The organism is Vibrio sp. R11-SG3-ISO3-SZ (genome assembly GCF_059834345.1).
The window spans coordinates 1-12,973 of the sequence record NZ_JCBDGX010000007.1 but is presented as its reverse complement, the minus strand read 5'-3'; the positions used below and the strand labels follow the sequence as shown (position 1 = coordinate 12,973).

The following is a 12,973-nucleotide window of genomic DNA, read 5'->3' as shown; positions in this document are numbered from 1 at the left end:
GTTTCGCCAATAGGATAAAAGGAATGGCCATGCGCGAGTCTATTCATGCCAACCCCTCTCGATGGGAGTCGATTCACCACGTCGTCGTGGTTGGCTTGGGTATCACCGGTTTGTCGGTGGTGAATTACCTTAAGCGTTTACCGAATGCGCTCGACATTAAGGTGATCGATACGCGCCAGTGCCCGCCGGGTCAAGAGTCGCTGCCGAGTGATGTTGCATTGCACAGTGGTGGATGGCAAACGCAATGGCTAGAGCGTGCAGACTTGGTCGTGGTCAACCCGGGTATTGCGTTGGCGACGGCTGATATTCAGCAAGTAATTGCTAAAGGCACGCTAGTCGTGGGCGACATTGAGCTATTTGCTTGGCATGTCAGCAAACCGGTGATCGCGATTACTGGCTCGAATGGCAAAAGCACCGTCACGGATCTCACCGGTGTGGCGACGAACGCTGCGGGCGTCAAGACCGCCGTGGGTGGAAACATCGGCGTTCCCGCGCTGGATCTGCTAAAGCAAGAGGCGGATCTTTACGTTCTTGAACTGTCGAGTTTTCAATTAGAGACGACCTCTTCTTTGCATCTAGTGGCCGCGGCTTTTCTCAATCTGAGTGAAGACCATATGGACCGCTACTCTGGAATGGCGGCGTATCGTGCGGCCAAGCTACGCATTTTCGACCATGCTATCAAAGGGGTTGTGAATGCAGACGACAAGCAAACCTACCCAGAACACAACACTTGCGCGCTCGTGACGTTCTCGCTCAAGCAAGAGGCTGATTACCATTTACGCCAATCTCAAGGTCGTGACTGGATTGTGTTTCAAGATAGCCCTATTTTAGCGACCGATGAGCTTGCTCTGGTGGGCCAGCACAATGTTGCGAATGTGATGGTGGTACTGGCGCTGCTGAATCAAGCGGGTATAGAGCTCCAGGGAGCCTTACCGGCTATCAAGGCTTATCAAGGTTTAACACATCGTTGCCAAGTGGTGGCTGACAAACGCGGCGTTAAGTGGGTCAATGATTCTAAAGCGACCAATGTTGCCAGTACGTTGGCGGCGCTATCTGGACTATCCTTGACAGGACGACTCTACCTACTTGTCGGCGGTGTCGGTAAAGGGGCAGATTTTTCCGAATTGGTATCGCCACTGTCGAAGCTCAACGTGCAGCTTTGCTGCTTTGGCGTGGATGGTGAGGCGTTTATGCCCTTGCATCCTAGTGCCAAACGATTTGACCGTATGAGTGATGTGATTGAGTGGGTTGCCCCTCAGCTCAGCGAGGGTGACATGGTGATGCTTTCACCGGCTTGTGCGAGCTTTGATCAGTTCAACAACTTTATGGCGCGCGGTGATGCATTCCGCGAGCTTGCTCTCACCTACGCATAACAGCAAGGACGATATGCCGATTTCCAGTGCCATCCACAGAGTGCAACATTGGCTCACCAGTGACAGCCCAGACTCACTGTACGATCGACAATTGGTCTGGATTGCGCTTGGGTTAATGTTGACAGGTTTGGTGATGGTGACATCCGCATCGTTTCCTATCAGTTCGCGTCTTACTGACCAGCCTTTCCACTTTATGTTTCGCCATGCGCTTTTTCTTGTCCTCGCGCTCGGAACGTCCGCGGTTATTTTACAAGTCCCGATGCGCAAATGGCTCGACTACAGTACTTGGTTGCTGCTGTTGTCTATTTTCTTGCTGTGCGTGGTGCTGGTGGCGGGAAAATCGGTCAATGGCGCCTCACGTTGGATTCCGCTAGGACTGTTTAACTTACAGCCTGCCGAAGTGGCGAAATTGTCACTGTTTATTTTTATGTCCGGATACTTAGTGCGTAAACGCGATGAGGTTCAATCGAGCTTCTTTGGTGGGTTTATTAAGCCCATCATCGTATTTGGAACATTAGCCGGTTTGCTGCTTCTTCAGCCCGATTTAGGCACCGTTATCGTGATGTTGGTGACGCTGTTTGGCATGCTGTTTATCGCCGGAGCCAAGCTGACTCAGTTTCTTGCCTTGATGGTGGTCGGCATTTCAGCGGTAGTCGGATTGATTTGGATCGAGCCTTACCGCATGCGCCGCGTCACCTCGTTTCTCGACCCGTGGGAAGACCCTTTCGGCAGCGGTTACCAATTGACGCAGTCATTGATGGCTTTTGGCCGAGGTGAGTGGTTTGGTCAAGGCCTTGGTAATTCAATTCAAAAGCTCGAATACTTACCTGAAGCGCACACGGACTTTGTGTTTGCCGTGTTAGCGGAAGAGTTGGGCTTTGTTGGCGTTGTGCTCGTGCTAATGCTGATTTTTAGCTTGGTGATCAAAGCCATTTTTATTGGCAGAAAAGCGTTTGAGAACCAGCATCTTTTTGGCGGCTATCTGGCATTTGGTATCGGCATTTGGTTTGCGTTTCAAACCTTAGTCAATGTCGGTGCGGCGGCCGGTATGGTGCCGACCAAAGGTCTCACCTTGCCGCTTATCAGTTACGGCGGATCTAGCTTGATTATCATGGCGGTGGCCGTCTCTATCTTACTTCGCATTGACTTCGAATGCCGGGTTGATGCGCCTGACTCAACACAGAAATCGAATAATGACTCAGACTAAAAAACTTATGGTCATGGCCGGTGGTACGGGCGGTCATGTTTTCCCTGGCTTAGCCGTTGCCAAAAAACTTCAGCAGCAAGGTTGGGAAATTCGCTGGCTAGGAACTGCGGATCGAATGGAAGCCGAGTTGGTACCCAAACACGGTATCGATATCGACTTTATCAAAGTCAAAGGCTTGCGTGGACAGGGGTTAGCGAAACTTCTCGCGGCGCCGTTTCAAATCATCAATGCGATCTTTCAGGCCAAAGCGCACATGAAACGCTGGCAACCGGATGTGGTATTGGGCATGGGCGGCTATGTCAGTGGCCCAGGTGGCGTGGCAGCGAAACTGTTGGGCATTCCAGTAGTACTGCACGAGCAAAATGCGGTTGCAGGTCTCACCAATCAATGGTTATCACGTATTGCGAGCAAGGTGTTTCAGGCGTTTCCGGGTGCATTTACTCATGCAGAAGTGGTGGGGAACCCCGTGCGTGAGGATGTGATTTCACTGCCAAGCCCAACAGTGCGCATGAGTGAGCGTAGCGATGAGATTCGTATTTTGGTTATGGGTGGCAGTCAAGGTGCGAGGATTTTAAATCAAACCTTACCTGAGGTGATGGCCAACCTAGGAAGTGGTTATCAAGTTCGTCATCAAGCGGGTAAAAATAACGCGGATTCTGTGAAAAAAGCCTATCAAGATCAAAACGTCGAGCAGGCTGAAGTGGTGGAATTCATCGATGATGTTGCTGCGGCATACGCTTGGGCCGATCTTCTGGTCTGCCGCTCTGGTGCGTTGACGGTGTCGGAAGTGTCAGCGGCGGGGGTCGGGGCGATTTTTATTCCCTTTATGCACAAAGATCGCCAACAAGCGTTGAACGCGGATCATCTGGTAGAATGCGGCGCCGCAAAAATGATTGAGCAGCCGGCGCTCAGTGTGGCGTCATTGACCGAAGGTATTCGCCATCTGAGCCGTGATGATCTTCTCTCTATGGCAGAGAAGGCACGCGCGGCCGCCAAACTGGACGCTGATACAGTGGTGGCAACGGCGATCATCGAACTGGCACAGAAATAGAGAACGATTATGACAATTCAACATACACAAGATTTGGCGCAGATTCGTGCCATGGTGCCAGAAATGCGCCGCGTGAAATGCATTCACTTTATCGGCATCGGTGGTGCGGGTATGAGTGGCATCGCAGAAGTGTTGCTCAACGAAGGCTACCAAATCACGGGGTCAGATATCGCAGAGAATCCGGTTACGCAGGGGCTCGCGCAAAAAGGGGCGACGATTTATATCGGTCACCATGCAGACAACGTCGCCAACGCCAGTGTGGTGGTTGTCTCTACTGCCATCAACGAGCAAAACCCAGAAATTAAGGCTGCCCGCGAAGCCCGTATCCCTGTGGTTCGCCGCGCAGAAATGTTGGCTGAGCTGATGCGTTTTCGTCACGGTATTGCGGTGGCGGGCACACATGGTAAAACCACGACAACGGCCTTGGTCACGCAGATTTATTCTGAAGAAGGCTTAGACCCGACGTTCGTCAACGGTGGCTTGGTCAAAAGCGCGGGAACCAATGCGCGACTGGGCTCTAGCCGTATCTTGATTGCGGAAGCGGACGAAAGCGACGCTTCGTTTCTCCATTTGCAGCCTATGGTCAGTATCGTTACCAATATTGAAGCGGATCATATGGACACCTATGGCGGCGATTTTGAAACGCTCAAACAAACGTTCATCGATTTTCTGCACAACCTACCGTTTTATGGCCAAGCGATTTTGTGTGTCGATGACCCGGTCGTGCGTGAACTGATTCCTAAAGTGAGCCGCCAAGTGATTACTTACGGTTTTTCAGAAGATGCCGATGTGCGCATTGAAAACTATCGCCAAGAAGGCCAGCAGGGCAAGTTTACTGTCGTACGTAAACATCGCGCTAACCTAGACATTACCCTGAATATTCCGGGGCGCCATAATGCGCTCAATGCATCAGCGGCCATCGCCGTGGCAACGGAAGATGATGTCAGCGATGAGGCGATTTTACGCGCCATGGCAGGCACTCAAGGAACCGGCCGCCGCTTTGATCATCTAGGTGAGTTCGAAACTGGCAAGGGACATGCAATGCTGGTTGATGATTATGGCCACCACCCGACAGAAGTGGATGTGACCATTCAAGCCGCGAGAAACGGTTGGCAAGAAAAGCGCTTAGTGATGATCTTTCAGCCTCACCGTTACAGCAGAACGCGAGACCTCTACGATGATTTCGCCAACGTGCTGGAACAAGTGGATGTCTTGATCATGCTGGATGTCTATGCGGCAGGTGAAAAGCCCATTGCTGGTGCAGATGGTCGATCATTGTGCAGAACGATTCGTTCACGTGGCCGTATTGATCCCATTTTTGTCCCGGACAGCAGTACGTTACCTTCCGTTCTTGCGAATGTCTTACAAGACGGTGACTTAGTGCTTACTCAAGGGGCTGGGGATGTCGGTAAAGTGGCAAAACAGTTGGCGGCTTTTGAGTTAAATATCGATAAGATGCGTCAGGCGTAGATTTAAGGGTGAAAAATCGTGGTTTGATGCACTTTCTGTGTTTTAAGCGGCGATTTCTCACTTTCAGTATTTGATACTTTCAGTGACGCCAGTATAATCCGAAAGTTAAAATAAGTGCTTTTGCCTTATTGCAAAAGAAGATAGGGAAAATTGCGAACAAATAGCAAGGACTATGGACTTTGATTAAAAGTGCTTTTAATGAAAGCCGTCATCTAACCTCTTCCCCACTTGTTAAAAACCACGCGGTTGGCGGTGGGTTTTTACTGGTGGTTTTGCTGTTAATTGGCTCCCTTCTTTATTCGACGATTTCATGGATGTGGGATGACCAGCGTCTGCCACTCTCTAAAATTGTCTTGCAAGGTGATTTGCACTACGTCTCTGCCCTCGATGTCCAACGTGCTTTTGCGCATTTGGATCATGTCGGAACCTTTATGTCACAAGATATCAAGGTGTTGCAGACGATGGCTGAAGCGATCCCTTGGGTCTCTCACGCCTCAATACGCAAGCAATGGCCAGACACCGTCAAAGTGTTTCTTACTGAGCACCAAGCGGCGGCAATTTGGAATGGCAACGCATTGCTGAATGAGCAGGGAGACGTCTTCAATGGTGACATCGGCCAACTAGAAGAGGAGCGGGTAAAGCTCTACGGCCCACAGGGTACCAGCCAAGAAGTGTTGGACGTGTGGCGTCGAATTAGCCCGAAATTTACCGCGCTCAATTTGTCGATTACGTCCTTGGTGCAAAACGAGCGCCGAGCGTGGCAAATTATTCTAGATAACGGCATTCGTTTGGAATTGGGTAAAGAGTCGTTAGAGGAACGCATCAATCGATTTGTTTCTCTGTATCAGAATTTAGGTAGCGACACGTTAAGAGTGAGCTACATTGACCTCAGGTATGACACGGGAGCATCCGTTGGATGGTTCCCTGATCAAGAGTTAGAACAAGAGAGTACAGATGACTAAGACCGCTGATGACAACATTATTGTTGGTCTTGATATAGGCACTGCAACCGTATCGGCTCTGGTGGGCGAAGTATTGCCTGATGGTCAAATTAATATTATTGGCGCTGGGATTAGCCCGTCGCGTGGTATGGATAAAGGCGGAGTCAACGACCTAGAGTCGGTAGTGAAATCGGTTCAGCGCGCGGTGGACCAAGCGGAGTTGATGGCTGAGTGCCAAATTCGCAACGTCTACATTTCGCTGTCTGGTCGCCATATTGCTAGCCGTATCGAAAAGGGGATGGGCACTATCTCCGAAGAAGAAGTGTCACAAGAAGACATGGATCGTGCGATTCATACCGCTAAGTCTATTAAAATTGGCGATGAGCAGCGTATTTTGCATGTCATCCCACAAGAGTTTACGATCGACTACCAAGAGGGAATCAAAAATCCACTCGGTCTGTCAGGGGTGCGCATGGAAGTCAGCGTGCACCTCATTTCTTGCCACAATGATATGGCGAGAAACATTATTAAAGCGGTTGAGCGTTGCGGCTTAACGGTGGAGCATTTGGTCTACTCTGGCCTTGCGTCAAGTAATGCGGTCATTACAGAAGATGAGCGTGAACTTGGCGTGTGTGTGGTTGATATTGGTGCAGGCACCATGGATGTAGCCATCTGGACAGGCGGCGCGTTACGTCACACTGAGGTCTTTTCTTACGCAGGAAATGCGGTCACCAGCGATATAGCCTTTGCATTTGGCACGCCAGTCAGCGATGCTGAAGAGATTAAAGTCAAATATGGCTGTGCCGTGAGTGAATTGGTCAGCAAAGATGACACAGTTAACGTTCCTAGCGTTGGAGGGCGTCCATCGCGAAGTTTACAACGTCAAACTCTATCTGAAGTGATAGAGCCTCGTTATACTGAGTTAATGGGTCTGGTGAACCAGACGATCGATACTGTTCAAGAAAGACTGCGTGAAGAGGGGATTAAACACCATCTTGCCGCAGGTGTGGTGCTCACAGGTGGGGCATCACAAATTGAAGGTTTGGTTGAGTGTGCGGAGCGCGTGTTCCGCAACCAAGTACGAGTTGGCAAGCCACTAGAGGTGAGCGGCTTAACGGATTATGTCAAAGAGCCGTATCATTCTACGGCTGTGGGTTTACTTCATTACGCGCGCGACAGTCAGGTAAATGATGAGACGGAATACAACGAGCCTTCTCGCCAGTCAGTTACCGGCTTTTTTGCTCGAGTGCGTAATTGGATACAAAAAGAGTTTTAACCTGAGCAGCAGGAAAAACGGAGATAACACATGTTTGAACCGATGATGGAAATGTCTGACGATGCAGTAATTAAAGTCGTTGGGGTTGGTGGCGGCGGCGGTAACGCTGTCGAACACATGGTGCGTGAATCCATCGAAGGTGTTGAGTTCATCAGTATCAATACTGATGCTCAGGCGCTTCGAAAAACCAGTGTCAGTAGTGTCATCCAAATTGGTGGCGACATGACAAAAGGTCTAGGTGCAGGTGCAAACCCGCAAGTAGGACGTGACGCTGCTCTTGAAGATAGAGAAAGAATTAAAGAAGAGTTGTCAGGTGCCGATATGGTATTTATCGCGGCCGGAATGGGCGGTGGTACTGGTACCGGTGCGGCACCTGTTATTGCAGAAGTGGCAAAAGAACTCGGCGTATTGACCGTCGCTGTAGTCACTAAGCCATTTAGCTTCGAAGGCAAAAAGCGCCTAGCGTTTGCTGAGCAAGGTATTGAAGAGCTCTCAAAGCATGTGGACTCACTTATAACGATTCCCAATGAGAAATTGCTCAAGGTTCTTGGCCGAGGCATCACACTACTCGAAGCGTTTGCAAGTGCAAATGACGTATTGAAAAACGCGGTACAAGGTATTGCTGAGCTAATCACTCGCCCTGGCATGATTAACGTCGACTTTGCGGATGTTCGCACTGTGATGTCGGAAATGGGTCACGCTATGATGGGAAGTGGTGTCGCGAAAGGTGAAGACCGTGCGGAAGAAGCGGCAGAGATGGCAATCTCTAGCCCACTGCTTGAAGATATTGATCTTGCGGGCGCTCGTGGCGTCTTGGTCAACATCACAGCGGGTCTGGATATGCGCCTCGATGAGTTCGAAACTGTGGGTAACACAGTTAAGGCGTTCGCTTCTGACAATGCAACTGTGGTGATTGGTACTTCTCTTGACCCAGACATGGCTGATGAAATCCGTGTCACCGTTGTAGCGACAGGTATCGGTAACGAGAAAAAACCTGACATTACTCTGGTTGCGGGTGGAAAAGCGAAGCCGGTTACGCAAACTCAACCACAACAAACGGTGACGCCTCAAGCGAGCGTCAACAAAGTGGAAGAAAAAGCGGCACCATCTTTGCAAGAGAAACCACAAGTTTCACCTCAGCCGACGACGTCAGGTGTTGGCGGTGGGGCAAGCCAAAGCGCTGCTGCACCGAAAGCCGATAAAGAAAGTGGCTACTTAGATATTCCTGCTTTCCTACGTCGCCAAGCTGATTGATGACATCCATAATTTGACACTGTTCGATTATGTGGTAGGATTCGCGGTCGATGTTAAAGATTGACCGCGTTTTGTGGCAATATTGTTGAGGCAAAGTAGATGATCAGACAACGTACTCTGAAAGAAATAGTGAAAACAACTGGTGTGGGTCTCCACTCTGGTCGTAAAGTCACGCTCACGCTACGCCCAGCTGCTGCAAATACTGGTATCATTTATCGCCGCACGGATTTAGAGCCCGCGGTCGACTTCCCTGCGAACCCAGACTCTGTGCGCGACACCAAATTGTGTACCGCTCTGGTTAATGACGCAGGTGTCCGTATTTCAACAGTTGAACACTTGAATGCTGCCCTAGCGGGTATGGGTATCGATAACGTTATCGTTGAAGTCGATGCGCCAGAAATCCCAATTATGGATGGCAGCGCAAGTCCATTCGTATTCTTGCTCCAACAAGCGGGTATCGAAGAGCAAAATGTCGCAAAACGTTTTATTCGTATCAAGAAACCTATCCGTTTTGAAGAAGAAGACAAGTGGGCGGAGTTTGTTCCGTTTAATGGCTTCCGTATGGATTTCGAAATCGAGTTCAATCACCCGGCCATTGATGCCGACGAGCAGCACTTGGTGTTTGATTTCTCGACCAACGGTTTTGTGAAAGAGATTTCACGAGCTCGTACCTTTGGATTCATGCGTGATATCGAATACCTCCAGTCTCAAAACTTGGTGCTGGGTGGCAGTTTTGACAACGCCATCGTATTGGATGAATACCGTATTCTGAACGAAGAAGGTCTTCGCTTTGAAAATGAGTTTGTGACGCACAAAGTGCTTGATGCCATTGGCGATCTGTACATGTGTGGTCACCCTATCATTGGCGAATTCCGAGCTTACAAATCGGGCCATGGTCTCAACAACCAGTTGCTTCGTGCAGTCCTCGCAGACCAAGAAGCGTGGGAGTGGGTGACCTTTGAAGAAGAGGCACCAGCACCGATGGCTTTTGCAGAGCCTAACATGGTGCTTGCATAAAGCGCGGGTATTAAGCCAACAAGCTAAAAATTTTAAAGGCCAGATCGCAGGATTTGGCCTTTTTTGATCGCCCTAACAAATATCAGCCAAATATCAGTGTGGCGAAGTCCTACGATTTCTTGGCTAATTTCGCTAAGCTTTCAAGTCGTGCCTTTACTTTCGGCGAGGCGTTTGAGGCAATCATTTCAAGATAGCTCGCGGCAGTGGAAGAGATCGGATCCCTTTGTGGCGCTGGCTGCTCGCTTTTTTCACTGTTTGATCGATATAGCTCCGGATTGATTTGTACGCTGACAGCGATCAGTCGAGCGAATCCCTGAGATCGTAATTGATTCAAAATATGCAGACGATCACGATCGATCTTCATCTTGATCCCTGCGCTAGCCACCTCGAGGATCAATTGTCCCTCACGGATGTTTGCCACCCGGCAATGCTTTTCCGTACCGCGAGGCAAAATGGCCTGCAGTGCTCGGTTGATCAAGATGATCTCTTCGGCGTGTTGCTGCAGTGTCGACAAGCGAGATTGAGCGATGATGTCGTCGCCTAAAGTAGGGCGGTGGTCACGCATAGTGGGCCTTATATTGCTGGACGGTCTGTTTCATTCTAAGCGAAGCTCGTGCGAGTAGGTAGCATTGCGTTGGATAAACTTACGTCATATAAGCACAAAAAATAAAGTGTGCTTCAAACAAATTACCTTGCTATTGGTTGTCAGGGTGAAAATTTCATAAGATAGGCGCCACTAAAATCAGTTCTAGCCTTGAATTCTAAAGTAAATAGCACAATATCTGAGGAAAGTGATTTATCTCAGTATTCTTAGTTTAAAACTGGTAGAGACTGAAGGCATTATAAGATGATCGGGCCCGATCTGAGTTAAGAGAGATTCATAGCAAATGATAACTAAGCTACTGACAAAGGTAATTGGCAGTCGCAACGACAGAACCCTGCGACGTCTGAGAAAAATAGTAAAAGAGATCAACAATTTTGAGCCGACGTTTGAGGCTCTATCTGATGAAGAGCTAAAACAAAAGACCGTCGAATTTCGTCAGCGTTTAGATCAAGGTGAGACACTAGACAGTCTGTTGCCTGAAGCTTTCGCGACGGTTCGTGAAGCATCAAAACGTTTGTATGGCATGCGCCACTTTGATGTTCAGCTTATCGGCGGCATGGTTCTGAATAACGGACAAATCGCTGAAATGCGTACTGGTGAAGGTAAAACACTCACCGCGACACTCCCTGCATACCTGAACGCGCTGCCAGGCAAAGGGGTTCATGTCGTGACCGTCAACGACTACCTCGCTAAGCGAGACGCAGAAACCAACCGACCGCTGTTTGAATTCCTCGGTATGACGGTAGGCGTTAACGTGCCGAACATGCCACCTCAAGAGAAAAAAGAAGCCTACAAAGCAGATATTCTTTACGGTACCAACAACGAATTCGGTTTTGACTACCTACGTGACAATATGGCGTTTCGCGCCGAAGACCGCGTTCAACGCGCGCGCTTTTTCGCTGTGGTCGATGAAGTTGACTCCATCTTGATTGATGAGGCGAGAACGCCGCTGATCATTTCTGGCCCTGCTGAAGATAGCTCTGAGCTGTACACTCGCATCAACACGCTCATCCCACAACTCCAGAAGCAAGATAAAGAAGATTCCGAAGAGTACCGTGGTGATGGTCACTACACGGTGGATGAGAAATCCAAGCAAGTGTATTTGACTGAAACCGGTCAAGAGTTTGTTGAAGAGTTAATGATTAAAAACGGCTTGATGGTCGAAGGTGACACCTTGTACTCACCGACGAACATCAGTCTACTGCACCATGTTAATGCTGCCTTGCGTGCGCACGTATTGTTTGAGAAGAACGTTGACTACATCGTCACTGAAGAGGGTGAAGTGGTGATCGTTGATGAACATACGGGTCGTACTATGCCTGGTCGCCGTTGGTCTGAAGGTCTACATCAAGCGGTGGAAGCGAAAGAAGGCGTTAAGATCCAAAACGAGAACCAAACGCTGGCGTCGATTACCTTCCAGAACTACTTCCGTCTCTACGAGAAACTGTCTGGTATGACGGGTACCGCAGATACAGAAGCGTTTGAATTCCAATCGATCTATGGTCTTGAAACCGTGGTTATCCCAACCAACAAGCCAATGATTCGTGATGATATGCCAGACATGGTTTATCGCACCGAGGCGGAGAAATTCGCTGCGATTATCGAAGACATCAAACAGCGCGTTGAAAAAGGTCAGCCAACGCTGGTGGGTACCGTATCGATTGAAAAATCAGAGCTACTTTCTAATGCGCTGAAGAAAGCGAAAATCAAGCACAACGTGCTTAACGCAAAATTCCACGAGAAAGAAGCAGAGATCGTCGCGGAAGCGGGCAAACCGGGTGCAGTCACCATCGCAACCAACATGGCGGGTCGTGGTACGGATATCGTCCTCGGCGGCAGTTGGCAGTCAAAAGTCGAGACACTGGACAACCCAACTCAAGAGCAAATTGACGCGATCAAAGCGGAATGGAAAGTCGTTCACGATCAAGTGCTGGAAGCTGGTGGCTTACACATTATCGGTACTGAGCGTCATGAATCACGTCGTATTGATAACCAGCTTCGTGGTCGTTCTGGTCGTCAAGGGGATGCAGGTTCGTCTCGTTTCTACCTGTCGATGGAAGACTCACTGCTGCGCATCTTTACCTCGGATCGTATGGCTAGCCTTATCCAAAGTGGTATGGAAGAGGGTGAAGCAATCGAATCGAAAATGCTCTCACGTTCGATTGAAAAAGCGCAGCGTAAAGTGGAAGGACGCAACTTCGATATTCGTAAGCAATTGCTGGAATACGATGACGTCGCGAATGACCAGCGTAAAGTGGTGTATGAGCTGCGCGATGAGTTGATGAGCGCTGAAGACATCAGTGAGATGATTGAGCAAAACCGTGACGACGTGCTTAACGCTGTTATCGATGAGTACATCCCACCACAATCGCTAGAAGATATGTGGGATGTGGACGGGCTTCAAGCACGTCTGAAAAATGACTTCGACCTTGATGCGCCGGTCAAGCAGTGGCTTGAAGAAGACGATAAACTGTATGAAGAAGCGCTGCGCGAGAAAATCATTGCGACCTCTATCTCTGTTTACAAAGAGAAAGAAGCCGTGGTGGGAGAGCAAGTGCTGCGCAACTTTGAAAAATCAGTGATGTTGCAAACGCTCGATACCTTGTGGAAAGAGCATTTGGCTGCGATGGACCATTTGCGTCAGGGTATTCATTTACGTGGCTATGCGCAGAAGAACCCGAAACAAGAGTACAAACGTGAATCTTTCGAGCTCTTTGAAGGTCTTCTTGAAGCACTGAAATCCGACGTGATCACTGTCTTGTCTAAAGTGCGCGTTCAGC

General features: G+C 49.4%; 10 protein-coding genes. 9 read left to right on the top strand and 1 reads right to left on the bottom strand.

The features are described from left to right. Positions 1–29 precede the first annotated feature (29 nt). The 8 genes from murD (at position 30) to lpxC (ending at position 9,589) form a co-directional block, all read left to right on the top strand. Positions 30–1,373 carry a UDP-N-acetylmuramoyl-L-alanine--D-glutamate ligase gene (murD, locus tag AC6R1O_RS01005; protein WP_500656351.1) on the top strand — a complete coding sequence of 448 codons (1,344 nt, stop codon included), beginning with the start codon at positions 30–32 and terminating at the stop codon, positions 1,371–1,373. Between the two features lie 13 nt (positions 1,374–1,386). Next, positions 1,387–2,580, top strand: a complete 1,194-nt coding sequence (gene ftsW / locus AC6R1O_RS01000) for a cell division protein FtsW (RefSeq protein ID WP_500631762.1) — start codon at positions 1,387–1,389, stop codon at positions 2,578–2,580. After that, complete coding sequence (gene murG, locus AC6R1O_RS00995; RefSeq protein WP_500633944.1) at positions 2,567–3,631, top strand: undecaprenyldiphospho-muramoylpentapeptide beta-N-acetylglucosaminyltransferase; 1,065 nt, start codon at positions 2,567–2,569, stop codon at positions 3,629–3,631. Before ftsW ends, murG begins: the two co-directional genes overlap by 14 nt. A gap of 9 nt (positions 3,632–3,640) precedes the next feature. Next, a complete protein-coding gene (gene murC / locus AC6R1O_RS00990; RefSeq protein ID WP_334554346.1) occupies positions 3,641–5,101 on the top strand; it encodes a UDP-N-acetylmuramate--L-alanine ligase in 1,461 nt (486 codons plus the stop codon). Between the two features lie 179 nt (positions 5,102–5,280). Continuing rightward, positions 5,281–6,063 (top strand): cell division protein FtsQ/DivIB, encoded by a 783-nt coding sequence (locus AC6R1O_RS00985; RefSeq protein ID WP_334554348.1) that lies wholly within the window; start codon positions 5,281–5,283, stop codon positions 6,061–6,063. Continuing rightward, entirely contained in the window at positions 6,056–7,318 is a 1,263-nt protein-coding gene (gene ftsA, locus AC6R1O_RS00980; RefSeq protein WP_487901317.1) for a cell division protein FtsA, read from the top strand. The genes AC6R1O_RS00985 and ftsA overlap by 8 nt, the downstream gene beginning before the upstream one ends. A 30-nt stretch (positions 7,319–7,348) precedes the next feature. Beyond that, complete coding sequence (gene ftsZ, locus AC6R1O_RS00975; protein ID WP_500626517.1) at positions 7,349–8,572, top strand: cell division protein FtsZ; 1,224 nt, start codon at positions 7,349–7,351, stop codon at positions 8,570–8,572. Between the two features lie 99 nt (positions 8,573–8,671). Further along, entirely contained in the window at positions 8,672–9,589 is a 918-nt protein-coding gene (lpxC, locus tag AC6R1O_RS00970; protein WP_487901315.1) for a UDP-3-O-acyl-N-acetylglucosamine deacetylase, read from the top strand. Positions 9,590–9,698: 109 nt separating this feature from the next. On the opposite strand, the gene AC6R1O_RS00965 is transcribed toward lpxC, so the two are convergent. After that, a complete protein-coding gene (locus AC6R1O_RS00965) occupies positions 9,699–10,154 on the bottom strand; it encodes a DUF721 domain-containing protein (RefSeq protein ID WP_500626518.1) in 456 nt (151 codons plus the stop codon). Positions 10,155–10,476: 322 nt separating this feature from the next. On the opposite strand from AC6R1O_RS00965, the gene secA reads away from it, so the two are divergent. Then, positions 10,477–12,973: preprotein translocase subunit SecA (gene secA / locus AC6R1O_RS00960; protein ID WP_500656350.1), on the top strand; the 2,497-nt coding region annotated here is incomplete at its 3' end.